Consider the following 23,389-nt stretch of genomic DNA (forward strand, 5'->3'; position numbering starts at 1 on the left):
TCCTAGCCGCTCCTATCGAATGGTATTGGCATGGCCGCTGATCTACTACAGTACGCCTCCTCCGGCGTTACAATTGGTGCTGTTTACGCTCTCGTCGCGTTGGGATTCACGCTGATCTACAACTCGACGCACGTGGCTAACTTCGCGCAGGGCGACTTCGCGATGTTGGGAGCCATGACGACCGTTTTTGCCGTGGCCGGCGGCCTGCCGACATTCCCTGCTGCAATACTCGGCACCGCGGTCGCAGCGGTGGCCGGTCTGGTGCTATACCGGCTCGCCATCGATCCGGCCCGCAGCAGTCCCGTCCTCGGATTGATCGTCCTCACGATCGGTGCATCGATCTTCGCAAAAGGGGTAGCGCAGCTCGTTTTCGACAAGAGGTTCCATTCGTTGCCCTCATGGTTCGATGCGGGTCCGATAGAGCTCTTCGGAGCCACGATTCAAACGCAGAGCTTGATGGTTCTTGCGGGCACGATCGTCATCGTCGGAGCGCTCGCTGCGTTCACGACCAAGACTCTACTGGGCAAGGGAATCCTCGCAGTCTCGCAGAATTCCCTGGCGGCGACCCTCATGGGAATGAACGTACGCTCGATCGTCACGCTGGCATTCGTGGTCTCCGCGGCGATCGGCGGTTTGGCCGGCATCATGGCTGCTCCCATTACCCTCACCAGCTACGACGCCGGCACCATTCTGTCGCTCAAGGGATTTGCCGCCGCGATGTTGGGCGGCATGGGCAATCCGGTCGGCGCGGTCGTCGGTGGCATCGTTCTGGGGGTCGTCGAGGCGTTCGGCGGCGGCCTGATCTCATCGGCCTACAAGGATGCATTCGCCTTTCTGGTCATCCTAATCGTGTTGGCAGTGAGGCCGCAGGGCTTCTTCGGCTCGATCGCAAGGGAAAGAGTCTGACATGAGCTCGGTACGCTCACGATTGGTGCAACTGGCGATTCTGGTCGCAATCATCGCCATTGCCCCGCTTCTGGTGCCCTCCAACTACTACTTGCGGGTCATGACCCTGATCTACGTCTTCGGCCTGGCGGCCGTCGGGCTGAACCTGCTCATGGGCTTCGCTGGACAAGTCAGCCTGGGGCACGCCGGTTTCGTCGGCATCGGCGCGTATTCGGTTGCGCTGGGCTCGGTGCACTGGGGGCTACCAGGACTCTATTCGGTCGTGCTGGGTGCCTTAGCGTCGGCCGCGATCGCCGCTTTGGTCGGTCGTCCTATCCTCCGGCTGAAAGGGCACTACTTGGCGGTGGCTACGTTGGGATTCGGCTTCCTGATCGCTCTCCTGATCACGAACGAAGCGGGGCTGACGGGGGGACCGGACGGGATCAGCGTACCTCGACCCGTCGTGTTCGGATGGCGCCTCCGGACGGTCGAGCAGTGGTACTGGATCTCAGGCGTGGCGCTCATCGTGGGCGTGTTCATTGCGCAAAATCTGGTGGCCAGCACCACCGGGCGGGCCTTGCGCGCCATTCACGATAGCGAGGTCGCGGCACAAGCGATCGGGGTCGACGTCGCGAAGCAAAAGCTGAAGGTGTTCGTCGTCTCGGCCGTTTACGCCTCCATCGCCGGATCTCTTCTGGCATTTTGCAACGGCCACATCACCCCTGATTCCACTGCAGGATTCCTTCGAAGCGTCGAACTCGTCACAATGGTGGTGCTGGGAGGCCTCGGCTCCGTTCTGGGCTCGGTTCTGGGGGCGGCGGTCCTCGTTCTCCTGCCGCAGGTCCTGACGGTCTTCCACGACTACGAGCATCTCATGCTCGGACTCCTGATGGTCCTGTGCATCGTGATCTTGCCGACCGGGGTCGTGCCGTCATTTGCCAAGAAGTTCGCGAGCAGCGGCGCATGAACTCGATGCTCGAAGTGTCATCAGTTTCCATCGCATTCGGCGGCGTCAAGGCCGTTCGCGATGTGTCGATCTCCGTGCCTGCTGGCACCGTGTTCTCCATTATCGGCCCGAACGGTGCCGGCAAGACGACGCTCTTCAACATGATCTCCGGGGTGTACTCGCCGCAAGGCGGTTCGATCCGGCTGAACGGCAAGGACGTCACCGGAATGCGGTCGGACGCGCTTGCGAGGGAAGGGCTGTCGAGAACGTTTCAGAATCTCCAGGTGTTCATGCATATGAGCGCCGTCGAAAACGTCATGGTCGGCAGGCATATGCATGAGTGCAGCCGGACGTTTTCGCAGTTGTTCAGCCTCCCCGGGGCGTTGCGCGAGAACCGGGCAAGTCAGGGGCGGTCCCGCGAGTTGCTCCAGTTTGTGGGGCTTGGTTGCTATGCGGATCGTTCGGCCGCAGCGATGCCGTACGGAGCGCTGAAGAAATTGGAGCTGGCGAGAGCTCTCGCAACCGAACCCAAGATGATCCTGCTGGATGAGCCCGCCGCCGGATGCAATCCAGCCGAAACGATCGAGGTGGAGAAGCTGGTTAGGAAGATAGCAAGTTCCGGAGTGACGGTCCTGCTCGTCGAACACGATATGAAACTCGTCATGAGGATCTCCGACCGGATCCACGTTTTGGACGGAGGCCAGACGATTTGCGAGGGAACGGCGTCCGAGGTGCAGCGGAATGAACGCGTGATAGCCGCCTATCTCGGCGATCACGGAAGGCGCGAGGCAGCCAATGCTTGATGTCGTGGGTTTGAGCAGCCGCTACGGCCGGATCGAAGTGCTTCACGACGTCACTATGACCGTCTCCGCAGGGCATATCGTCGCTCTGATCGGCGCGAACGGTGCCGGCAAGACCACCTTGCTCCGCGCCATCTCCGGTGTGCAGCCGATCAGTGCCGGTCAGATCACGTTCAAGGACAAGTCCCTGAACGGAGTGAAAGCATGTGCCCGCGTCAAAATGGGCCTGTCTCAATCTCCCGAAGGACGACAAGTGTTTGCGGGGTTGTCGGTCGAAGACAATTTGCGATTGGGCGGTTGGACCAAGTCGAAGGCGGATTCCAACACAGGCTTACAGACTGCCTATCAAATGTTTCCGATACTGTACGAGAAGAAAAGCTTGCCGGCTGGCTCTTTGTCCGGAGGACAGCAGCAAATGCTGGCTATCGCTCGGGCGCTGATGAGCCAACCCGACATGCTTCTTCTCGACGAGCCGAGCATGGGCCTTTCTCCACTGCTGATCGATCAGGTCTTCGAAGCCGTCTGTTCCCTCAGAGATCGAGGTCTAACGATCGTGTTGGTCGAGCAAAATGCCAACTTGGCCCTATCGATTGCGGACCAGGCCTGCGTCATGGAGACGGGTCGGATCGTTTTGAAGGGGACCGGCAGTGCGCTACAGGCAGATCCCCGCGTGCGCGAGCTATATCTCGGAGATAGTTGATCGCTCCAGCGCGCCGCGCCGCAAAGCCTCGAGGCGCCGTGGGCGCCCCGTCCGCGGATCATTCATCGACCTTCGGCCGTACTCCAGCCAGATTGCGCGCAAAGGCCTTCTTGCTTTCGATTTCCATACCGCGAGCGATCTGAACGCGTTGCGCTTGCGGCGATCCGGCTCCGTGGAGGCTTTCGGTCAGATAACCGACCGCGTTGCGACCGATAGTCATGTTCTCGATCAAGCGAAGAATTCGCATGCGATCGACCGTATCGACGCCATCGCGTCCCTTCAGGAACTTTCGGATCAACGGTCCGGTCACGTTGTTCAGTAGGTCCCGTTCGGACGGCATGGTCGCAACCAGTCCACCCGCGATGTCCTGAGCAAGCCTCGCGATCTCGAACGGAAACCTCGTAACGTTGTGCTTGGCGACATTGGAGAGCATCGGATCGTTATAGACCGCACCGGAGGGCGCCTTCGAAGCACGATATGCGCCGGCTACGCAGCTCGAATACACCGTTTCATTCAGATGCGTCATCTCCACGAGCTTGTCGCGGATGTGCGAAGCGTTCTCAACTCCATTCTGGGATGCGGCCTCTGCGGCAGCACCGATCAGCACGTCGCCCAAACCGGTCTTACAGACGTACGAAGACCGGTGATACGTGGTGAACCGCTCGACAAGCGAACTGGCCATCTGCCACTCACCATCCATGAAGATGTGCGCATGCGGGATGAACACGCAATCGAACACGATGAGGGCTTCCTGACCAGCGAAACCGGCATTTCCGGCGTCCAGCGAGCCGCCGTCGACGCTTCGGGTATCGTTGGTTTGACGGCCCAGGATATAGGTCAATCCAGGAGAATCGGCCCGCACGGCTCCGACGACGGCCCAATTGCGATCCGCCTCCGTCAGCCTCATTGTCGGCATTACGATCAGCCAATGGGAATTGATCGCGCCGGTCTGGTGCATTTTCGCACCCGAGACGTAGATTCCGTCCTCTGAGCGCCTCACGACATGTAGAAACATGTCCGGGTCGGTCTGTTGATGGGGGGCCTTGGAGCGGTCACCCTTCGGGTCGGTCATTGCGCCTCCAATGACCACGTTGCCCACCTGTGCCCGCTTCAGGAACGCCAAAAATCGCTGATGGTAGGACGTGCCGTAGGCTTGATCGGTGTCGAACGTGATCGAGTGACACGCGCTGATGGCGTCCAATCCGACGCAGCGTTGGAAGCAGGTCCCCGTGCGGCGTCCCAGTTCGCGCTGCATCTCATGCTTCACGGCCAGATCACCAGGGGTGACCGGGACGTGAAGGAATCTACTGGTGCGATGGCCGGTATCGCCAATTGGCACGCTGGCCAGGTCCTGCTGCTCGGAAGCCAGCCGATAGGTCTCGGCCATGGCATTGATCGAGGGAAAGATGACCGGGTCGTCCACCGGCTCTTCGACGGGCTCGCCTCTGAAGAAGACGTTCAACCCGCGCCCTCGCAGGGAGTCGATGTACGCCTGCGCCGATGCGATCGGGCGGGAGAAATCCTCCCACAACGCGTCGGCACTTCGCTGGATAGCTTGCTTCGAGGAGGTCATGTTCCTTCTCTCCAAAAAAAGCGGGCCGGGCTCGCCCGGCCCAAGTCTGGGAGGAACTTGAGAGATATAACTTGCATAACTGAACTATAGGCACGAGTCAAGCGCACGGAGCGTCAGCGTGCCATCGTTCGGCCTCTCGCCAGCACCGTGGCGACGCTTGAAACTACGTGTTGGTTTAGTAGGGAGATCATGGCAGTATCGGTGCCGATATTCCGACAGGAGACCGTATTGAATCCGGCGCAATCACTTAAACGGCAGGTGCAGCAGAAGAAGTCGGCCGTTCAAGCAAGCAAGCCGCAAAGCGCGCCGCGAGAGCGCAAATGTTCAGTTGCAAGGACGGTCGTCATTCTCTCGGACGCCTGGACGTTCCTCGTAATCCGAGAAGCATTCTTCGGAGCCCGACGCTTCGAGGAGTTCCGGACGATGCTGGAGATTCCGCGGGCGACCCTGACCGATCGGCTTCAGCGGCTCGTTGCCGAGGATATCTTCCGCCGGATCGAGTATTCGGAAAAATCGAGCTGGGTGGAGTATCGGCTGACCCGGTCGGGCATGGATCTCTATCCCACTTTCATGTCGCTCATGCAGTTCGGGGACAATTGGCTTTCCGAGAAACACGGTGTTCCGCTGCAGCTCATCCACACGCAGTGCGATCAGGTCACGAAGCCATATGTCGGATGCTCCCACTGCCGCGAGAAAGTGGTGGCCCGCCGCGTCTCGTATCGCGACGGCGCCGGCGCCGGCTCTGTGATGGCCGAGCCGATGAAGCGTTCGCGTCGTTCTTCGGACGACAATCAGTTCAACCGGGGCAGACCGAGTTCGGTGTCACGAGCTCTGCAGGTGATCGGAGACCGTTGGAGCTTCCTCGTCATCCGGGAGGCATTCTTCGGCGCGCGAAGGTTCGACAAGCTGCAGAGCGAACTCGGAATCGCACCCAACATCCTGTCCGATCGGCTGTCCCGGTTGGTCGACCGCGGCATTTTCATGAAGCGCATGTACCAGAGCGGGCCCGACCGCTTCGAGTACCTACTTACTCCCATGGGGTTCGATCTGTACGGACCTCTGATTATGATGATGGCGTGGGGAGACAAGTGGAGGTCGAATGGCAAGGCCCCTCTCGTGTTGACTCACCTCGACTGCGGACACGATTTTACGCCTATGGTACTTTGCAGCGAATGTCGCGAGCCAATCGCCGCGCACTCGATGCAGTATCGTATGCGCTACAATCCGGATCGTTTCGGCGGGAAGAAGAGCAGCCGGGCGCTTCCCGGCTGAATTAGACATCCGTTCGCTTGGCCAGTCAGCGATTGCGGTGACAGAAAGTCTCTTAGTGAAAGCCGATCTACCTAGATGTCGAGCGCGGCCTAAAACTATCCCTGGTGACTCTTGTTACGAGCGCCGAAAAGATAGCCAATCGCTGCGGCCATGATCAGTTGGATCGTGCTGGACATATCCGGCGAGACGTGCGCCCGCCCATCGGCTGCGATCGTGTCGGACGCGGGAACGAGGCTTGGTAGCAAGCCGCCGTAGCGATACCAAGCGAGTCCTATGGCCCCCACCACAGCGATCGCACCGACCAGCTTCAAGAAGGAAAACAAGCCTGACGGGTGATCGATTGCGGTCGAAGGTACGGGCGCATGGCGTCTGACGCTTTGCCGATCCGAAGCCTGAGTGGGAGCCGAAGGCTTGGCGAAGGCAGCCGGGCCAACGGCGCCTGGAGGCGCTCCGGCGGCCGCAACGGCGGTGGCATCTTCGGCTGCGTGCTGTCTGTCCTGAATTTCTTGCGCGAACTTCTGGAAGAAAAGCCCAGACATCTTCTTCGCCGTGGCGTCGATCAGACGACCGCCTAGCTGAGACAGCTTGCCGCCGATCTGTACGTCGACTTCGTAGTGTAGGAGGGTGCCGTTCCCATCGGCTTCCAGCCGCACGATTGCGGTTCCCTTGGCGAACCCGGCGACGCCGCCCTGTCCTTCACCGCTGATCTTGTAGCCGTTCGAGGGATCCAGGTCGGATAGGGTGACCGCGCCCTGAAAACGGGCGGTGACCGGTCCGACCTTGATGACCGCGACCGCGGTCATCTCCGTATCCGAAGATTTTGTCAGTTCCTGACAGCCTGGAATGCAGACTCGCAGGATTTCCGGGTCGTTAAGGGCAATCCAGACGACCTCGCGACTTGCCGGAATGTGTTGCTGGCCACGCATATCCATGGATGATCTCCCGAGTCCTGAAGGAAGGCGACGTGCGAGCTGACAGCGGACGTGCGGCGCAGCTCAGCTTGACATTTTCAATAATAGTCTAATAATGCAAGTCAATCGAAAAGCGCAATGTAGCTCGAAAAGCGGAAGTAGGAGAGCGCCGCGGGATGTCGGAACGGGGTCATCGATCGATAGATGTGCGACTTCGCCAACCGCGACTGACGTGTCGCCGATGCCTTTGAGGCCAATCGCATGAAGCCTGCGCCATTCGACTTCGTTCGCCCGAGCACGATTTCCGAGGCAAGTGAGGTGCTGGCCGAATCTGGCGGTGACGGAAAGGTCATAGCCGGCGGGCAAAGCCTCATGCCTATGATCAACTTCCGGCTCGTAAAGCCATCGGTTCTGGTGGACATCAACGGCATCCCCGAGCTTTCGCAAATTGAGTCGAAGGGAGACCGGCTGCGACTGGGTGCGACCGTGCGCCACTACATGACGGCGACCGATCCACTTATCCACGAACGGATTCCGATCCTCCACGAGGCCATGCACTACGTGGCCCACCTCACCGTGCGAAACAGGGGGACCTTTTGCGGAAGCGTCTGCCATGCGGATCCGGCGGCGGAGATGCCCATGATGACGCTGCTGCTCAACGGACAGATCACAGCCCGATCGGTTCGTGGTGAGAGACAGATAGCGGCCCCCGACTTCTTTCAAGGTTCCCTGATGAATTCTCTCGAGCCAGAAGAGTTCGTCACTTCGATCGAGATCGATACGCTATCGACGGATACCGGTTGGGCGTTCGAGGAGTTCGCGAAACGGCATGGAGACTTCGCACTTTCTTGCGTCGCAACGACGATGCGCATGCGGGACGGGAAGGCAAGCGACGTGCGTTTCGCAATGATGGGAGTTGGAGAGACGCCGCTGCGACTTGGCTCGGTCGAGGCGCTCATCGAGGGCCGAGAAGTCACGCCGGGCCTCGCGAGCGAGGTGGTCGAACTTCTCAACGACACTCTGCAACCCAACAGCGACCTTCATGCGTCCGCCGACTACCGGCGCCATCTCTCGGGCGCCTTGGCCCGTCGGGCTCTCGACGCGGCCTGGCGTCGTGCCGGCGGGCTCACGGAGCATGCACGATGACAACTGCCAAGGTCACGCTGGTCGTTAATGGCCTGACCTGCAGCCGCGTAGTCGAACCGCGGATGCTCCTCAGCGATTTCTTGCGACACGAACTTGGACTTACCGGGACGCACGTAGGATGCGAGCACGGCGTCTGTGGTGCCTGCACGGTCTTGCTGGACGGACGGAGTGCGAGATCCTGTTTGACCCTGGCGGTCCAGGCGCAAGGGGTGCAGGTGGAGACGATCGAGGGGATGGGCACGGTCGATAGTCTGGGGCGCGTTCAGGAAGCCTTCCGAACGCATCATGGACTGCAGTGCGGCTTCTGCACGCCCGGAATGATCATGACGATCACGGACATGCTCCGGCACCATCCGCTCGAGACGGACGAGCAGATCCGGGAGGCGTTGTCTGGAAACATCTGTCGATGCACCGGCTACCAACATATCATCGACGCCGTCCGCGAACTGGCGAAGGAGAGAGGTCCCTTGAGATGAAGTTGCATTTCCTTCCGGGAGGCCGGTTGCGCATGAGACGGTCGATCTACGTACCAGGCTCGGCAAAGGACGAGACGATCGAGCTGCCGGTCCACGCCGCGCTCGTTCGTCATCAACAGGCGAATTTGCTGTTCGATACGGGTTGCAGCCCCGAGGCGGCAACCAATCCGGAACGCCGGTGGGGTGGGCTCGCACGGGTAATGATGCCGATCTTCAAAGCCGAAGAAACGATGGTCCAGCAGCTCGCCGCGATCGGTCTCACGCCCGACGATATTGATATCGTCGTCTGCTCGCACCTCCATCCCGACCATTGCGGGTGCAACGAGTACTTCCATCGTGCCACGATCTTCTGCCACGCTGCGGAGCTCGAAGCGGCGCGGGCGGACGGCGCCGAACAGCGGGGATACCTGCCTCAGGAATGGAATCAACCGCAAGGGTTCAAGACCTTCGACGGCCAACACGACGTGTTCGGAGACGGGAAAGTCGTGCTCGTGCCGATGCCCGGACACACGCCGGGTTCGACCGTCGCGCGTGTCGGGCTCGACCGTGACGGCACTTTCGTGCTCGCGTCTGACGCGGCGCCGTTGCAGAGCTCCATCGATACCGGCGTTCCACCCAAGAACACCTGGGACATGGATCTGGCAGCGGCAGCGCTGGTCGAGCTCAAGAAGCGGCGCGATGCCGGAGAAACCGTCGTCTCCGGACATGACGACGGGCAGTGGAAGCATTTGCGGAAGGCGGCAGAGTTCTACGAATGACCCGTCCCGAACCTTCGATCGAGCTGCGGCCCAAACTGGTCGGCGAGCGCATCCAGCGGACCGAGGATCCGCGGCTGCTCGCCGGCGTCGGCCGGTACGTCGACGATATCAATCCGCACGGGACACTTCATGTCGCCCTGCGGCGATCGGATCAGCCGCACGCCCGCATCATCAGTATCGATGCAGGCGACGCCCTTTCGATCCCGGGCGTGGTCGCAATCTACGACGCGACCGACATCGCGGGTGAGTTCAGCCCGGCGATTCCAACCTCGCGAATACCGGGTTACTACGCCACGCCGATAGGGCCATTGGCGGAAGGCAAGGTACGCTATGTCGGCGAACCCGTTGTCGCGGTTCTGGCCGAAAGCCGCTACGCCGCCGAAGACGCGCTGGAACACATTTCGATCGAATACGAGCCGCTGCCGTTCGCGATAAGGCAGATCGACGCCGTCAAGGACGACGCTCCGTTGCTGCATGAAGAGGCCGGCACGAACACGATCATCCAGAGGGAGTTCAAACGCGGTGATATCGACAGCGTGATTGCTTCCGCACCGGTCACGGTCAAGGGCCGTTTCCGCATGACACGGAAGACCGCGGTCTCGATTGAGAACCGGTCGTATCTGGCGGAATGGGACGAGCGGAAGCGCTCGCTGACCCTTCATACGTCGTCGAATATTCCCGGCGTCATTCGCGACGTGATCGCCAACTGTCTCGATCTGCCGGGCACGAGAGTTCGCGTCGTTGCGCCGGATGTCGGCGGCAGTTTCGGAGGGAAGGGGTCCCTCTATAGCGAAGAGATGCTCGTCTGCATCCTCGCCCGCAAGCTGGCACGGCCGGTCAAGTACGTAAGCGACCGTCTCGAAGACCTCTCGGCTACCAGTCAGGCATTCGACGAATTGATCGAGGCCGAACTCGCAGTCGACAGCGACGGCACGATGTTGGGACTGCGTGCCGACGTGATCGGAGACGTGGGCGCCTATTCGATCTACCCGTGGACGGCCGCGCTCGAGCCCGTTCAGGTGATCAGTTTCATGCCCGGACCATATCGGATGGAGCACTATCGCGGCCGCATCCGGGGCGTTCTGACGCCGAAACCTCCAACCGGTCCATATCGTGGCGTAGGCCGCCCATCCTCGACATTCGCGATGGAGCGACTGGTGGAGATGGCCGCCCGCAAGATCGGTATGGATCCCGTCGAATTCCGGCGGAAAAATTTGGTGCGCGACGAAGAATTCCCCTATCGAACCGCGTCGGGGATAATCTGGGACAAATCCGCATTCCAGGAGTGCCTCCAAGGCGCGTGCGACCATGTCGACTATCCGACATTGGTCCGCGAACGCGATATTGCGCGGTCCGAGGGGCGGTGGGTTGGGATCGGACTTGGCAGCTACGCCGAACTCACGGGGATCGGTTCACGGATATCCGTCGCCCCTGGCATGCCCATCAATACGGGAACCGAGACGTCGAAGATCGAGATAGATTCGACCGGTGCCGTCACTGCCGCCTTCGGCGTCTCCTCCCATGGCCAAGGGCTGGAGACAACGCTCGCTCAGGTGATAGCGGACGAGTTGGGCTGCAAGCTCGCGGACGTCCAGGTCCAGCACGGCGACAGCTCGCTTGTCCCCATGTCGACCGGCACGTACGCCAGCAGGTCCGCAGTGCTGGGAGGTGGGGCCGCCATCCTTTGTTCACGGGTCGTCAAAGCCAAGGTGCTGCGCGCCGCAGCCTACCTGATGGAGCAGAACGTCGATGACCTGGACATGAACCAGGGGATCGTCAGCAGCCGCGCGTCCAACAAGACAATGACGCTCAAGGACGTGGCCTCTGCGGTCTACAAGCAGATGGGGCGCATACCGCTGAAGCAGCGCGAGGATCTTGTCGGTTCGGAAACGTACGATCCCTATCTCGGCACGGCCTGCTCGTCGACCCATTTGGCCATGGTCGAGGTGGACCCGGAAACGTACGGGGTCCGCATCCTTCGCTACGTCGTCGCCGAGGATTGCGGCAGGATCATCAATCCCATGATCGTGGACGGTCAGGTTCACGGAGCGGTCGCGCAGGGGATCGGCGCGGCGCTTCTCGAGGAGATCGTGCACGACGATCAGGGACAAGCGGTCACCGCGAGTCTTGCGGACTATCTCGTCCCAGTCGCGACGAATGTTCCGGACATCGGAGTCGTTCACATTGAGGCGGGTATTCCCAACAACGTTGGGGGTTTTCGAGGAATGGGCGAGGGTGGAACGATCGGAGCGCCCGCGGCCGTCGCAAATGCGGTAGACGATGCGCTCGCGCATCTTGGCGTTTCGGTGCAGACCCTGCCGGTGACGCCTGAACGCATCTTCCAGATGTTACGGGATCGTCGGGAGGCCGATCCGTCAGTAGCCACCCAACGTGATGCGACATGATTGAACGACATTGCTCGGTTCGCAAGACCGTCGAGATCGTGCTCGATAGTTGGACATTCCTGATCATTCGCGAAGCGTTCTTCGGCGTTCATAGCTTTGACAAATTGCAGCGCAGACTTGGCGTTCCACGTCAGACGCTTTCGACGAGACTGACCGCTCTTGTCGAGAACGGAATTCTGCGGCAAACGCGGGACGGCGAGCGCGCGACCGGCTACCATTTCACCGAACAAGGCAAGGACCTGTTCGCATCGATGCTGTCGCTGATGGAGTTCGGGGACAAATGGCTGACCAGGGGTCAGCCCGCTCCGCTGTCGCTGACTCACGCGACCTGCGGTCACGCCTGCCATCCCACGACGGTCTGTTCCGAGTGCTTGGAGCCGATAAACGCTTGGGATGTCGCCTATCGCGATGGTCCCGGGGCCGGCTATTCGGATTACGAGATCAAGTTCAAGAGTCGTCGCAGTTCCGACCCTACGCTGCTGGAGCGCGTGCGCCCCTGCTCCGTCGCGCGTACTCTGCAGATCATCGGCGATCGCTGGAGCTTCCTGATGATGCGCGAGGCATGGTTCGGGGTACGCCGCTTCGACGAGATGACCGAGAAGCTCGGCATCGCTCCCAACATCCTTGCCGATCGATTGACGCGGCTGGTGGATACCGGGATCTTCCGAAAAAGCGCTTACCGCAAGGGTGGGGATCGTTTCGACTATCGCTTCACCAAGATGGGGCACGACCTCTATCGACCGATGGTCGTGATGATGGGATGGGGCGATCGTTGGCTTGCCGATGCGAAACCACCGCTCAGACTGCGTCACCGCCGCTGCAAGTCGGATTTCGAAGCACTGGTCGTCTGCAGCCACTGCAGTGAACCGATCGCTGCGAACGACTCCACCTACACGACGAACTACGAGATCGATGGTCTGACCGAAGGGCCGGGGGCTCGCGGATTCACGGGGGAGGTCGTGGGAGCTCGCAGTGGCCTGGGCGAAAGCTAGTTACTTCGCGGCAGGTTTGTCGTTCAAATATCGGTACGCCATCGTCGCTAGGAGCGCCCCCCACTACACTCCGATCGTCCGTAAGCGTCGTCCCCAGACCGTGACGCGCGCTACCTTTCCTTATCATTTCGCGCGACATACACGTGTCGATCGCCGCGCTGGGCATTATGGACAGTGCTGTGGAACTCCATGTAACGTGGCGTCCAGCACCTCAGCAAGGGCATTTCCATGGAAAGGACTCTCGGTAAGACGTCCACGGTCTTGAACGGCAGTCTCACAAGCAGGCCTCAGATCGTCTCACCTAAAACGAAGCAGCCGGGCATCGCCCGGCTGCTTCAGCGCGTAGCGAGGTTACTTCTGAACCAACGGACACTTGCTTTCGGACAACGGCCGGAACGCCTCGTCCCCGGGGATCGTGGCACGTAGTTTGTAGTAGTCCCAAGCGTATTTTGACTCTTCGGGCTTCTTTACCTCGTAGACATACATGTCGTGAACGAAGCGCCCATCCTCCCGGATGCGGCCATTCTTCGCGAAGAAGTCGTTGACAGGCAGCTCGCGCATCTTCGCCATTACCGTCTTGGCATCGTCCGTACCGGCGGCTTTGATGGCGTTGAGGTAATGCATCGTGGACGAGTAGTCGCCAGCGTCACCCATATGCGGCATCCGCTTCATCTTCGCGAAGAAGCGCTTGGCGAAGGCGCGGGTCTCTTCGTCACGGTCCCAGTAGAAGGCATCTGTCAGGACCAGACCTTGCGAGGATCGGAGGCCCATCGAGTCGATGTCGGTGATCCACACGAGCAGTCCCGCCAGCGTCTTAGTGACGCCGAACTCCTTGGCCGACTTCAGCGCGTTGATGAAGACGGTACCGGAGCCGGCAATTGCGAGGACGTTCGCCTTGGAGGCCTGAGCCTGCAGCAGGAACGCGGCGTGATCGTTGGTGTCGATGGGATAGCGGACGGCGCCGGCGACGGTGCCTCCGTTCGCCTTGATCACCGCAGTGGTATCGGCTTCCAGCGCATGACCGAACGCATAGTCCGCAGTCAGGAAATACCATGATTTCAGGCCTTCCTTGAGCAACGCCTTGCCGGTGCCCTGAGCCAGGGCATAGGTGTCGTAGGCGTAGTGGATGCTATTCGGCGTGCACGAATCACCAGTCAGACGGGACGTGCCGGAGCCGTTGACGATGGCGACCCGGTTCTTCTCCTTTGCGACGTTCGTAACGGCGAGGGCAATCGAGGAATTGATCAGGTTAGCGATCATGTCGACCTTGTCGACGTCGTACCATTCGCGCGCCTTGGCGATTGCGACTTCGTTGCGGTTCTGGTGATCGGCCACCACAACCTCGATCGGCTTTCCGAGGACGCTCCCGCCGAAATCCTCGACGGCCATCTTGACCGCCGTGACCGATCCTTCTCCCGACTCGTGGGAGAACTGTCCGGACATATCCGTCAACACGCCGATCTTGACGAGACCATCGGAAAATCCCGTGGTCTGCGCCAAGGATGCATTCGCGCCGGCCAATGCCAGCGCCAAACCCAGACTGAACGTACAGATCGCCTTCATTGTTTCCTCCTGAGAGCCTCTGGAATCGCTTCGCATAACGCAATTTAAGGCTTGCATAACTAGACTAATTGGATAACACTTTGTCAAGTGACCTCGGCGCCGCGCATTCGCGTCGCGCCGGCCACCGAAAATCATTTGGAGAAACGCGGATGAGCGGGGCCGAGCCCAGCGGCAGTCTGCCGACCGATTGCGTTCTGGAGGCGCGTGGTCTGCGAAAGGAGTTTCGCGGATTCGTTGCAGTCTCCGGTGTCAACTTGAAGATCCAGCGCGGCTCCATTCACGCGCTGATCGGCCCCAACGGGGCCGGCAAGACCACCGTCTTCAATCTGTTGACACGCTTTCTCCCGCTTTCAGGCGGCGAAATCCGCTTCGAGTCTGAAGATGTAACCGCGTTGCGACCTCACCAGCTCGCCGCACGTGGCCTAGTCCGTTCATTTCAGATCTCTGCCGTATTTCCCCATCTCTCCGTCTCGGACAACATCAAGTTGGCGCTGCAGCGTCCACTTCTGTCGCCGCTCCGTTTCTGGGCCGGTGTCCCCGCGGAAGTCACGAGCGAGCAGAAGACCCTGATGCTTCTCGAGCAGATGGGGCTCGAGAATTTTGCGCGCGAACGGGCCGGTGATCTCTCCTATGGACGTAAGCGGGCGCTCGAGATCGCAACCACGCTCGCGGCCGATCCGAAGGTGATGTTGCTGGACGAGCCGACGCAGGGGCTTGGTCATGAAGACGTCGATCGGGTGACGGACCTGATCAGACGAGCGGCCAACGGGCGGACCGTCGTCATGGTCGAGCACAACATGAAGATGGTCGAGCAGGTCGCCGACAGCATCACGGTCCTGCGGCGAGGCGAGGTCATCGCGGAGGGCGCCTATCGGGAGATCGCCGAAAATCAGGAGGTCGTGGAGGCCTATCTGGGTTCAAAAAGGCGCGGCACACACAGTCCACAGGGAGCGCACTGATCATGAACGCCGGGCTCAAACCGATGGGCGCGCCGACGCTGAACGTCGTCGATCTTCACGCATGGTACGGCGAGTCCCACATTCTGCACGGCATGAACCTCACCCTGGGGGAAGGGGAGATAGTGGCGTTGCTCGGTCGCAACGGCAGCGGACGGACAACGACCCTACGCGCGATCGTCGGTCTGGTCGACCGGCGCACCGGATCGATCATGGTTCGAGAGCGCGAGGCTATCGCATTGAAGCCGCACATCGTGGCGCGACTTGGGATCGGCTATTGTCCCGAAGAGCGTGGCATATTCGCGAGCCTGTCTTGCGAAGAGAACCTTATGCTACCACCGAAACAGCGGGACGGCGGCATGTCGCTGGAAGAGATCTACGAACTGTTGCCGAACCTTGCGGATCGCCGCCGGGCTCAGGGCAGCAGGCTTTCGGGCGGCGAGCAACAGATGCTGGCAATCGCCAGAATACTACGCAGTGGCGCGCGCACCCTATTGCTCGACGAGATCTCGGAAGGTCTCGCGCCGGTCATCGTGGATCGGCTGTTCGACCTCGTGATCAGGCTCAAGGGGCTCGGCTACACGATCTTGCTCGTCGAGCAGAACAAGTTCTTCGCCGAACCTCTTGCGGACCGTTTTCTCGTGGTCGAGCGCGGCGAGGTGGTCATGAAGCTCACGCGCAATGAACTCGGCGGCAAGGCCGACGCCGTAGATCAGGTTCTCGGTATCTAGGGGAGAGGCCGCCATGTTCGATATTCCGCTTCAGGTACTGCTTGGCCAGATCACGATCGGACTCGTCAACGGCTGCTTCTACGCGATGCTTAGCCTCGGTCTTGCGATCATTTTCGGACTGCTCAACGTCATCAACTTCGCCCACGGTGCGCTCTACATGCTCGGAGCGTTCGGCGGCTATCTGCTGCTACAGACATTGGGAGTCAACTATTGGTGGTCGCTGCTGATCGTGCCGATCGGCGTCGGCGTGATCGGCGCGGCAATCGAACGGTTGTTCCTTCGGCGGCTTGCAGGCTTCGATCACCTCTACAGCCTGCTGTTCACGTTCGGCCTCGCGATCTTTGTCGAAGGCGTTTTCCGAGACATCTACGGCGCCGCCGGCCGGCCCTATCCCGTTCCGGAGGCGTTGCAGGGGTTCGTCGATCTCGGCTTCATGCGGATGCCGGTCTACCGCGTCTGGATCATGGCTGCTTCGCTTCTGATGTGCGGCGGCATCTGGCTGCTGATCGAGAAGACCATGCTGGGATCCTATCTGAGGGCCGGAACGGAAAACCCGCGGCTGGTTCAGGCGCTCGGTGTCAACGTTCCCGTCATGATCACTCTGACGTACGCGCTCGGAGCCGCGCTCGCTGCCTTCGCGGGCGTGCTTGCTGCGCCGCTCTATCAAGTTCAACCGGCGATGGGCTCCAATTTGCTGATCGTCACCTTCGCAGTCGTCGTGATCGGGGGATTGGGCTCGCTGTCCGGTGCGATCCTTTCTGGCCTCGCGCTCGGCGTCCTGGAGGGCCTATCGAAGGTTATCTATCCGGAAGTGTCCTCGACCATCGTGTTCATCGCTATGGCGGCCGTTCTGCTGCTGCGGCCTGCAGGTCTTATGGGACGGGAGGCGTGACCATGCGCGGATCGACTGCAATCCTGCTTGCCGTTCTCACCATCGGCATTGCGGCGCCCGCGGCGGGTCTCTATCCCCTGTTCCTAGTGAAATGCCTCGCGTTCGTGCTGTTCGCCAGTTCGTTCAACTTCTTCACCGGCAACGTCGGGCTTCTATCCATCGGTCACGCAGCCTTTTTCGGCGTGGGCGCTTACGTCGCCGGGCACGCGTTGAAGGTTTGGGGCATCACCCCCGAACTGGCGCTTGGATTGTCCATGCTCGTCGGTGCCGCCCTTGGATGCGTGATGGGTGGCATGGCTATTCGACGGCAAGGCATCTATTTCGCCATGGTGACGCTCGCTCTCGCGCAGATGGTCTACTTCTTCTGCCTTCAGGCCCCATTCACCGGCGCAGAGGACGGTCTTCAGCGAATTCCGAGGGGGACGTTGCTTGGGCTGCTCCCGCTCGACAACGACCTTGTCATGTATGGTTTCGTGCTGATCGCCGTGACCGGCGCCATTTGGGGTCTCCAACGCCTAATGGAGGCACCCTTCGGACAGGTGCTTCTGGCGATCCGCGACAACGAGCCCCGCGCAGTGTCGCTAGGATATGACACGCGCGGCTACAAGCTGACGGCTTTCGTCATATCAGCGTCCGTGGCCGCATTGGCAGGCGGCTTGAAGGCTCAGACCCTCGGTCTCGCATCGTTGCCCGACGCGCATTGGACGCAATCCGGCAATGTTATCCTGATGTGCCTCCTGGGAGGACTCGGAACGGCCGTCGGTCCGATCGTCGGCGCCATCTTCATCGTAGCGCTCGAAAGCTATCTCGCCGATGTCGGCGTGGTCAATCTGCTCGGGCTCTCGGTCGATCTCTCGACAAAGATCCCGATCGTGATCGGTGCGATCTTCATGCTGTGCGTTCTCGCCTTCCGCAAGGGGATCGTCGGGGAGATCGCGAGCTGGGCGATGTGGAACCAACGCAAGACCGATGCCGCGGTCGTCGCCAAGAAGGTTGACACGTCATTGCAAAAGTAGTTCAGTTATGAAAGTCGAATTAGACACCGAAATCGCTAGGATTATCCGTGCAATCTTTCACGTTCCAGTCGACCAAGTCCTCTCTCGTCGAGCCGGGCGGCTCGGCCCGCATCGGTGAGCTGGCGCTCGGGCTGGCGTGCCGATCGGTTCTCCTGGTCTCCGATCCGGGAGTTGCGGCGGCCGGACTGCTGAAGCCCGGCCTCGAGGGTTTGAAGAAGGTTGGTATCGCCGTCACGGTCTTCACCGACGTCGAGGCGGATCCGCCGGAGCACGTCATCATGTCCGCGGTCGAACGGGCCACGTCCGCGAAGGTCGATGGCGTAATCGCCATCGGCGGCGGCAGTTCGATGGACACGGCGAAGTTGGTCGCCCTCCTGGCCGTGGGTCGCGAGAAACTGTCGAACGTCTACGGGGTCGGACTTGCGAAGGGGCCCCGTCTGCCGTTGATCCTCGCGCCGACCACCGCAGGCACCGGCTCGGAGGTCACGCCCATTTCGATCGTCACCACGGGTGAGAACGAAAAGAAGGGTGTGGTTTCGCCGGTGCTGCTGCCGGACTGGGCTGTGCTCGATGCCGACCTGACGCTCGGGCTTCCGCCTGCGGTGACGGCTGCGACGGGAATAGACGCGATGGTGCATGCGATCGAGGCATATACCTCCAAGCGGCTCAAGAACCCGGTCTCGGATTGTCTGGCACGCGAAGCGCTGAGGCTGCTGGGCAGCAACATCCTCGAGGCCTGCACCAACGGCAAGAACCGCGCTGCGCGCCAAGGCATGTTGCTTGGCTCGATGCTCGCCGGAATGGCATTTGCCAACGCTCCGGTAGCTGCCGTTCACGCATTGGCCTACCCGATCGGCGCCCGATTCCACGTCCCTCACGGTCTGTCGAACGCGCTCGTTCTCCCTGGCGTCCTTCGGTTCAATGCGGCTGCCGCGGAGCCGCTCTATACCGAGATCGCCGATGTGCTGCTTCCCGGCCAGAAGGGCGGCGTACGCGAGCGCAGCACGGCGTTAATCGACTACCTAGCCAATCTGCCTACGTCGCTGGAGCTTCCGACGCGGCTGCGCGATGTCGGAATTTCGCATAACCATCTGCGGCAACTTGCGGAGGATGCGATGAAGCAGCAGCGGCTGCTCATCAACAATCCGCGGGAAGTGACGCTGGACGACGCGCTCGCGATCTACGGCGAAGCGCTATGAGCGAACGCTCCCGTCCGCACCGCCGTTCGGACTATGCGCACTTTCGTGCGATGACGACACGCTGGATGGACAACGACTCCTATCGGCACCTCAACAACACCGTCTACTACTCGTTCTTCGATACGGCGGTCTGCCAGTATTTGATCGAGAACGGAGTGCTGGACGTCAAGCAAAGCCCGGTCATCGGCCTCGTCGCCGAGACCAAGTGCGGCTACTTCAAGGAAATATCCTTTCCTTCGGTGGTGCACGCCGGACTTCGGGTCGGACGACTGGGTAACACCAGCATCACGTATGAAGTCGGCCTGTTCCGCGATGACGACGATGACGCGTGTGCGCAGGGCCACTTCGTGCACGTGTACGTCGATCGCGCGACGAGCCAACCCGTCCCTCTGCCAGACGGAGTGAAGGAAGCTGTCGCTCCACTTCTTGTCCGCGGCCCTACCGTCGCGGCCTGAGCGGGAGATCGGCGAATGGACATGTTCGGAACAGTCCAGCTCAAAGCACCGAGAGAGCGCTTGTGGCACGCGTTCCACGACTCGTCTTTGATAAAGCAATGTATCCCAGGCTGCGAAAGTTTCGAATGGACCGAAGAAGATCGGTGTGTCGCGACTGCGGCAATTGCGGTCGGACCGATCGCGGCGACCTTCAAGGGCGAGCTCCAACTGTTCGATGTCGAGCCTCCGGTGACCTGCACGATATCCGGCGAAGCGAACGGCGGCGTCAAAGGCTTTGTCATGGGAGTCGCAAAAGTCAGACTCGATGAATCACCCGAGGGCACGGAACTTTCGTATTTCGCCGAGGCCAGATTTTGCCGAAGGCTGACCAAATTCGGGTCGAGCCGGGTCGACGCCACCGCGAAGGAGCTCGCGGCTCGGTTCTTCGATAGTCTGTGCGAGAATGTCGAAGTCGAGGTGCGAAAACACCTATTCAGCAGCCCATCGAGTAGTCGTGGTTGAGGTGAACATGGCAGATATCACCCTTTCGATCAGCGATGGCGTCGCGATCGTGACCATCGACCGAGCGAGCGCTCGCAATGCCATGACACTTGGCATGTGGAAAGGCATGGCCGAAACCTTTGGGAAACTCGGCAAAGACAGGAACGTTCGCGCGATCATTCTGACCGGAGCTGGCGAGGACTTCAGCGTCGGCGCCGACATCGCCGAGTTCGGCGGTGTCCGAGGGGACGCTGCCGCCAGCACGGCATACGAAGTTGCAGTCGACGCGTGCTCGGATGCGATCGCCGGCGTGCCACAACCGGTCATCGGGGTAATTTCTGGATATTGCCTCGGAGGAGGATGCCATTTGTCGATGGCGTGCGACTTCCGCTTCGCGAGGCCCACCGCCAAGTTGGGAATTCCAGCGGCAAACCTGTCCATCGTCTACGGTGTCCGGAGCACCCGACGGCTTCTGTCGCTCGTCGGGGTAACGAACGCGAAGCGTATTCTGTTTGCTGCGGAACGCATCGATGCCCGAGCGGCGCTGCATATGGGACTCGTGGACCGGATCGCCGAGGATCCGCTCGGCGATGCGAATAGCCTGGCCACCCAGATGTCGTCCAAGGCGCCGCTATCCATCGCAGGCGCTAAATACATACTCAACGAGGCGGTTATGGGAGGTGACGGATCGCTCGCCCAGGCGATGATCGACCATGCGTCCGATAGCGAAGACTACAGCGAAGCCCGCCAGGCTTTTGCGGAGAAGCGGCCACCGAAATTCAAGTGGCGTTGACACGGAGGTTGGCTCGGCACCGCCAGTCGAGCCGCCGAGAATCCCATGGACGGCCCTCTTTGTCCGATCAGAAACGAAGCAAAGCAAGGAACAGACTTATGGACATGAAACTCAAGGGAAAGGTCGCGCTCGTCACCGGTGCGGCAAGGGACGTCGGTCGCGAGATCGCGTTCAGCCTCGCTGCGGAAGGCGCGTCAGTTGCCGTGAACTATCGGGGCTCGAAGGACGAGGCTGCCGCCGTCGTTGCCGAGATCGAAAAGGCAGGCGGTAAGGCGATCGCCTATCAGGCCGACGTCGCGGACTACGAAGCCGTGACGAAGATGGTCGAGAGCATCGCCAAGGACTTCGGCGGCCTCAACATCGTCGTGAACAATGCCGGCGTGGCGTTACGCAACCGCTTCACCGAGACCAAGAAGGAGGAGTGGGAGAAGCAGATCAACATCTGCCTCTACGGTGCGATCCATGTTTCGAAGGCGGCGGCTCCGTATCTCGAAAAGAGCGGCGACGGCCGGATCATCGCGATGGTCGGCGACTCGTCCCGCGTCGGCGAGTCCGGGCTCGCCATCGTCGCGGCGGCACGCGCAGGCGTGATCGGCCTGATGAAGTCTCTGGCACGCGAGTTCGGCCGTTTCGGGACCACCGCCAACACGATCTCGCTCGGTCTCATCGAGACCGCGCATGATCGGGCTTGGGTCGACGCCAACCGCGACAAGCTGACGAAGTTCTATCCCCTGCGCCGCTTGGGCCAACCGCAGGACATCGCGCCGATGGTGACGATGCTGGCATCGCCGCATGGGAGCTGGATCACCGGTCAGGTGATCAGCATCAGCGGCGGCTTCAGCATGGTCTGAGACAGGTAAACCGGGCAGAGCGGAGGAGAACATGCTGCAGACAGACCTGATTGCGCCGATCTCGGTGTTGATCCAGCGGCATGCGGGAGAGCGTGGAAGCAAGATTGCCTTCGAGGACGCCGGAGCAAAGGTCACCTACGGCGAACTCGCGAACCGGACGACGAACCTGGCCGGCCATTTCGCCGACCTGGGTGTCCGCGCCGGCGACCGGATCGCGATCTTCCTGCCCAACTGCGTACGATGGGTTGAAGCTTGCTTCGCCATCGCCAGGGCCGGGGCTGTCAGCGTCCCAATCAGCTACGATGCGACGGAGGGCGAAGTCGTCTACCGGTTGCAGGATGCCGCGTGCACGATGGTGATCACCACCGACGAGCGGTCCGACTTCATCGGGTCGATCCGGCAACAATGTCCGGGTCTCGACAGCATCGTTCTGATCGAGCGCGGCCAAACGAAGGGGAAGGGACACCGGTTCGAAGATCTGGTTTCGAAAAAGGCAATCTCGGTTCCGCGGGACTCTCTCACGATGCATGAGCCGGCGTTCATCATCTATACGTCCGGAACCACCGGTCGCGCCAAGGGCGTGCTGCTATCTACGCACAGCATGCTGTGGGTCACTGCATCGTGTTGGGCGCCCATTGCAATGCTGTCGGACACCGACACGCTTCTTTCGCCGCTGCCGTTGTTTCATTCGTACGCATTGAATCTCTCCGTGCTTGGCGTCCTCGCGGCCGGCGCGAGCGAATACATCATGGAGCGGTTCTCCACCAGCGATGCGCTGCGGTTGCTGTCGACCGGCAAGTTCACGCTGTTTCCGGGCGTGCCGACGATGTTTCACTATCTGCTCGAAGCGACCAAGTGCGAAGATAGAGTGAAGCTCGGTGCGATACGGCTCGCTCTCTCCGCCGGCGCCATCATGCCGGCGCCGCTCAATCGGGAATTCGAGTCGAAGTTCGGCATCAAGCTGCTGGACGGGTACGGCATCACCGAGACGTCCACCATGGTGACGATGAACTGGCCGACCGGCGGCCGCGTCCTAGGCTCCTGCGGTTTGCCGGTGCCTGGCCTCAGTGTCCGCATCGTCGACCAGCCCGGAAAGGACGTCGCACTAGGTTCCGAGGGCGAGTTGATCGTCCGCGGGCCGAACGTGATGCTCGGCTATCACAACAAGCCGGACGAGACCGCGGCAGCCTTGCGCGACGGTTGGTACCACACGGGAGATCTCGCCAAGAGCGACGAGAACGGCTTCCTCACCATCACGGGCAGGCTCAAGGAACTGATCATCCGCGGCGGGCAGAACATCGCTCCAGCCGAGATCGAGGAGATCGTCAGTGGTCACGAGCACGTTGTCGATTGCGCCGTTGTCGGAGTGCCGCATCAGCATCTGGGCGAAGTTCCGGCTCTCTTCGTAGTGAGCCGCGTGGCCTCGCCGGACAGCGAAGCGATCCTCGCGCACTGCCGCAAGCACCTGTCGTCCTACAAGGTTCCCGAAAGCGTGTCCTTCATCGAAGAGATTCCCCGAACGGGCTCGGGCAAGATCATGCGGTTCAAGCTGCGGGCCGCTTCCGAGTCCAAATCTGCAGGATAAGTTT

Annotated in this window: 23 protein-coding genes; 20 read left to right on the forward strand and 3 right to left on the reverse strand. The window is 60.9% G+C overall.

Annotated features, from left to right (window positions below; translation table 11 throughout):
- Positions 1 to 30 precede the first annotated feature (30 nt).
- From V1278_RS09975 to V1278_RS09990, 4 genes are read left to right on the forward strand one after another with little or no spacing between them, the layout of a single operon-like run.
- Entirely contained in the window at positions 31 to 906 is an 876-nt protein-coding gene (locus V1278_RS09975) for a branched-chain amino acid ABC transporter permease (protein WP_334380565.1), read from the forward strand.
- A 1-nt stretch (position 907) separates the two neighbouring features.
- Positions 908 to 1,852, forward strand: a complete 945-nt coding sequence (locus tag V1278_RS09980; protein ID WP_334380566.1) for a branched-chain amino acid ABC transporter permease — start codon at positions 908 to 910, stop codon at positions 1,850 to 1,852.
- Positions 1,849 to 2,634 carry an ABC transporter ATP-binding protein gene (locus V1278_RS09985; protein ID WP_334380567.1) on the forward strand — a complete coding sequence of 262 codons (786 nt, stop codon included), beginning with the start codon at positions 1,849 to 1,851 and terminating at the stop codon, positions 2,632 to 2,634. Before V1278_RS09980 ends, V1278_RS09985 begins: the two co-directional genes overlap by 4 nt.
- Positions 2,627 to 3,331: an ABC transporter ATP-binding protein gene (locus tag V1278_RS09990; protein WP_334380569.1), complete on the forward strand. Its 705-nt coding sequence runs from the start codon at positions 2,627 to 2,629 to the stop codon at positions 3,329 to 3,331. The genes V1278_RS09985 and V1278_RS09990 overlap by 8 nt, the downstream gene beginning before the upstream one ends.
- 58 nt (positions 3,332 to 3,389) lie before the next feature.
- On the opposite strand, the gene V1278_RS09995 is transcribed toward V1278_RS09990, so the two are convergent.
- Positions 3,390 to 4,904, reverse strand: coding sequence for a 4-hydroxyphenylacetate 3-hydroxylase family protein (locus V1278_RS09995; RefSeq protein ID WP_334380571.1), 1,515 nt, complete (start codon positions 4,902 to 4,904; stop codon positions 3,390 to 3,392).
- A gap of 189 nt (positions 4,905 to 5,093) precedes the next feature.
- Here V1278_RS09995 and V1278_RS10000 point away from each other — a divergent pair, with 189 nt between their 5' ends.
- Entirely contained in the window at positions 5,094 to 6,176 is a 1,083-nt protein-coding gene (locus V1278_RS10000) for a winged helix-turn-helix transcriptional regulator (RefSeq protein ID WP_442894646.1), read from the forward strand.
- Positions 6,177 to 6,271: 95 nt separating this feature from the next.
- Here V1278_RS10000 and V1278_RS10005 read toward each other — a convergent pair whose 3' ends face one another.
- The gene (locus V1278_RS10005) at positions 6,272 to 7,108 is read right to left on the reverse strand and encodes an SRPBCC family protein (protein WP_334380572.1); all 837 of its coding nucleotides are present in this window, start codon (positions 7,106 to 7,108) and stop codon (positions 6,272 to 6,274) included.
- A gap of 240 nt (positions 7,109 to 7,348) precedes the next feature.
- On the opposite strand from V1278_RS10005, the gene V1278_RS10010 reads away from it, so the two are divergent.
- From V1278_RS10010 to V1278_RS10030, 5 genes are read left to right on the forward strand one after another with little or no spacing between them, the layout of a single operon-like run.
- Positions 7,349 to 8,233, forward strand: coding sequence for an FAD binding domain-containing protein (locus V1278_RS10010; protein ID WP_334380573.1), 885 nt, complete (start codon positions 7,349 to 7,351; stop codon positions 8,231 to 8,233).
- On the forward strand, positions 8,230 to 8,709 hold the full coding sequence (locus V1278_RS10015; protein ID WP_334380574.1) for a (2Fe-2S)-binding protein: 480 nt from the start codon (positions 8,230 to 8,232) through the stop codon (positions 8,707 to 8,709). The genes V1278_RS10010 and V1278_RS10015 overlap by 4 nt, the downstream gene beginning before the upstream one ends.
- Positions 8,706 to 9,467, forward strand: coding sequence for an N-acyl homoserine lactonase family protein (locus V1278_RS10020; RefSeq protein ID WP_334380575.1), 762 nt, complete (start codon positions 8,706 to 8,708; stop codon positions 9,465 to 9,467). Before V1278_RS10015 ends, V1278_RS10020 begins: the two co-directional genes overlap by 4 nt.
- On the forward strand, positions 9,464 to 11,872 hold the full coding sequence (locus V1278_RS10025; protein ID WP_334380576.1) for a xanthine dehydrogenase family protein molybdopterin-binding subunit: 2,409 nt from the start codon (positions 9,464 to 9,466) through the stop codon (positions 11,870 to 11,872). Before V1278_RS10020 ends, V1278_RS10025 begins: the two co-directional genes overlap by 4 nt.
- Positions 11,869 to 12,864, forward strand: coding sequence for a winged helix-turn-helix transcriptional regulator (locus tag V1278_RS10030; RefSeq protein ID WP_334380577.1), 996 nt, complete (start codon positions 11,869 to 11,871; stop codon positions 12,862 to 12,864). The genes V1278_RS10025 and V1278_RS10030 overlap by 4 nt, the downstream gene beginning before the upstream one ends.
- A 351-nt stretch (positions 12,865 to 13,215) precedes the next feature.
- Here V1278_RS10030 and V1278_RS10035 read toward each other — a convergent pair whose 3' ends face one another.
- Entirely contained in the window at positions 13,216 to 14,427 is a 1,212-nt protein-coding gene (locus tag V1278_RS10035; RefSeq protein ID WP_442894629.1) for an ABC transporter substrate-binding protein, read from the reverse strand.
- Positions 14,428 to 14,576: 149 nt separating this feature from the next.
- On the opposite strand from V1278_RS10035, the gene V1278_RS10040 reads away from it, so the two are divergent.
- The 10 genes from V1278_RS10040 to V1278_RS10085 all read left to right on the forward strand — a co-directional run bounded on the left by V1278_RS10040 (position 14,577) and on the right by V1278_RS10085 (position 23,385).
- Positions 14,577 to 15,386: an ABC transporter ATP-binding protein gene (locus V1278_RS10040; RefSeq protein WP_334380579.1), complete on the forward strand. Its 810-nt coding sequence runs from the start codon at positions 14,577 to 14,579 to the stop codon at positions 15,384 to 15,386.
- A gap of 2 nt (positions 15,387 to 15,388) precedes the next feature.
- Positions 15,389 to 16,114 (forward strand): ABC transporter ATP-binding protein, encoded by a 726-nt coding sequence (locus V1278_RS10045; RefSeq protein WP_334380580.1) that lies wholly within the window; start codon positions 15,389 to 15,391, stop codon positions 16,112 to 16,114.
- Positions 16,115 to 16,127: 13 nt separating this feature from the next.
- Entirely contained in the window at positions 16,128 to 17,006 is an 879-nt protein-coding gene (locus tag V1278_RS10050) for a branched-chain amino acid ABC transporter permease (RefSeq protein ID WP_334380582.1), read from the forward strand.
- A gap of 2 nt (positions 17,007 to 17,008) precedes the next feature.
- On the forward strand, positions 17,009 to 18,022 hold the full coding sequence (locus V1278_RS10055; protein WP_334380584.1) for a branched-chain amino acid ABC transporter permease: 1,014 nt from the start codon (positions 17,009 to 17,011) through the stop codon (positions 18,020 to 18,022).
- A gap of 47 nt (positions 18,023 to 18,069) precedes the next feature.
- Positions 18,070 to 19,221, forward strand: a complete 1,152-nt coding sequence (locus tag V1278_RS10060) for an iron-containing alcohol dehydrogenase (RefSeq protein ID WP_334380585.1) — start codon at positions 18,070 to 18,072, stop codon at positions 19,219 to 19,221.
- Positions 19,218 to 19,676 carry an acyl-CoA thioesterase gene (locus tag V1278_RS10065; RefSeq protein WP_334380586.1) on the forward strand — a complete coding sequence of 153 codons (459 nt, stop codon included), beginning with the start codon at positions 19,218 to 19,220 and terminating at the stop codon, positions 19,674 to 19,676. Before V1278_RS10060 ends, V1278_RS10065 begins: the two co-directional genes overlap by 4 nt.
- Positions 19,677 to 19,691: 15 nt before the next feature.
- Positions 19,692 to 20,177: a CoxG family protein gene (locus V1278_RS10070; RefSeq protein ID WP_334380587.1), complete on the forward strand. Its 486-nt coding sequence runs from the start codon at positions 19,692 to 19,694 to the stop codon at positions 20,175 to 20,177.
- A gap of 7 nt (positions 20,178 to 20,184) precedes the next feature.
- Entirely contained in the window at positions 20,185 to 20,949 is a 765-nt protein-coding gene (locus V1278_RS10075) for an enoyl-CoA hydratase/isomerase family protein (protein ID WP_334380588.1), read from the forward strand.
- 98 nt (positions 20,950 to 21,047) lie between these two features.
- Entirely contained in the window at positions 21,048 to 21,800 is a 753-nt protein-coding gene (locus tag V1278_RS10080) for an SDR family NAD(P)-dependent oxidoreductase (RefSeq protein ID WP_334380589.1), read from the forward strand.
- Positions 21,801 to 21,831: 31 nt separating this feature from the next.
- Positions 21,832 to 23,385 (forward strand): class I adenylate-forming enzyme family protein, encoded by a 1,554-nt coding sequence (locus V1278_RS10085; RefSeq protein ID WP_334380590.1) that lies wholly within the window; start codon positions 21,832 to 21,834, stop codon positions 23,383 to 23,385.
- Positions 23,386 to 23,389 lie beyond the last annotated feature (4 nt).

Origin of the sequence: Bradyrhizobium sp. AZCC 1577, from assembly GCF_036924575.1 — a bacterium.
Classification (GTDB): Bacteria; Pseudomonadota; Alphaproteobacteria; order Rhizobiales; family Xanthobacteraceae; genus Bradyrhizobium.

What these genes read in the sequence shown, in the direction of transcription:
- V1278_RS09975 (WP_334380565.1), top strand. Translation starts at nt 31, where the DNA reads ATGGCCGCTGATCTACTACAGTACGCCTCCTCCGGCGTTACAATTGGT.
- V1278_RS09980 (WP_334380566.1), top strand. Translation starts at nt 908, where the DNA reads ATGAGCTCGGTACGCTCACGATTGGTGCAACTGGCGATTCTGGTCGCA.
- V1278_RS09985 (WP_334380567.1), top strand. Translation starts at nt 1,849, where the DNA reads ATGAACTCGATGCTCGAAGTGTCATCAGTTTCCATCGCATTCGGCGGC.
- V1278_RS09990 (WP_334380569.1), top strand. Translation starts at nt 2,627, where the DNA reads ATGCTTGATGTCGTGGGTTTGAGCAGCCGCTACGGCCGGATCGAAGTG.
- V1278_RS09995 (WP_334380571.1), bottom strand. Translation starts at nt 4,904, where the DNA reads ATGACCTCCTCGAAGCAAGCTATCCAGCGAAGTGCCGACGCGTTGTGG.
- V1278_RS10000 (WP_442894646.1), top strand. Translation starts at nt 5,094, where the DNA reads ATGGCAGTATCGGTGCCGATATTCCGACAGGAGACCGTATTGAATCCG.
- V1278_RS10005 (WP_334380572.1), bottom strand. Translation starts at nt 7,108, where the DNA reads ATGGATATGCGTGGCCAGCAACACATTCCGGCAAGTCGCGAGGTCGTC.
- V1278_RS10010 (WP_334380573.1), top strand. Translation starts at nt 7,349, where the DNA reads ATGAAGCCTGCGCCATTCGACTTCGTTCGCCCGAGCACGATTTCCGAG.
- V1278_RS10015 (WP_334380574.1), top strand. Translation starts at nt 8,230, where the DNA reads ATGACAACTGCCAAGGTCACGCTGGTCGTTAATGGCCTGACCTGCAGC.
- V1278_RS10020 (WP_334380575.1), top strand. Translation starts at nt 8,706, where the DNA reads ATGAAGTTGCATTTCCTTCCGGGAGGCCGGTTGCGCATGAGACGGTCG.
- V1278_RS10025 (WP_334380576.1), top strand. Translation starts at nt 9,464, where the DNA reads ATGACCCGTCCCGAACCTTCGATCGAGCTGCGGCCCAAACTGGTCGGC.
- V1278_RS10030 (WP_334380577.1), top strand. Translation starts at nt 11,869, where the DNA reads ATGATTGAACGACATTGCTCGGTTCGCAAGACCGTCGAGATCGTGCTC.
- V1278_RS10035 (WP_442894629.1), bottom strand. Translation starts at nt 14,427, where the DNA reads ATGAAGGCGATCTGTACGTTCAGTCTGGGTTTGGCGCTGGCATTGGCC.
- V1278_RS10040 (WP_334380579.1), top strand. Translation starts at nt 14,577, where the DNA reads ATGAGCGGGGCCGAGCCCAGCGGCAGTCTGCCGACCGATTGCGTTCTG.
- V1278_RS10045 (WP_334380580.1), top strand. Translation starts at nt 15,389, where the DNA reads ATGAACGCCGGGCTCAAACCGATGGGCGCGCCGACGCTGAACGTCGTC.
- V1278_RS10050 (WP_334380582.1), top strand. Translation starts at nt 16,128, where the DNA reads ATGTTCGATATTCCGCTTCAGGTACTGCTTGGCCAGATCACGATCGGA.
- V1278_RS10055 (WP_334380584.1), top strand. Translation starts at nt 17,009, where the DNA reads ATGCGCGGATCGACTGCAATCCTGCTTGCCGTTCTCACCATCGGCATT.
- V1278_RS10065 (WP_334380586.1), top strand. Translation starts at nt 19,218, where the DNA reads ATGAGCGAACGCTCCCGTCCGCACCGCCGTTCGGACTATGCGCACTTT.
- V1278_RS10070 (WP_334380587.1), top strand. Translation starts at nt 19,692, where the DNA reads ATGGACATGTTCGGAACAGTCCAGCTCAAAGCACCGAGAGAGCGCTTG.
- V1278_RS10075 (WP_334380588.1), top strand. Translation starts at nt 20,185, where the DNA reads ATGGCAGATATCACCCTTTCGATCAGCGATGGCGTCGCGATCGTGACC.
- V1278_RS10080 (WP_334380589.1), top strand. Translation starts at nt 21,048, where the DNA reads ATGGACATGAAACTCAAGGGAAAGGTCGCGCTCGTCACCGGTGCGGCA.
- V1278_RS10085 (WP_334380590.1), top strand. Translation starts at nt 21,832, where the DNA reads ATGCTGCAGACAGACCTGATTGCGCCGATCTCGGTGTTGATCCAGCGG.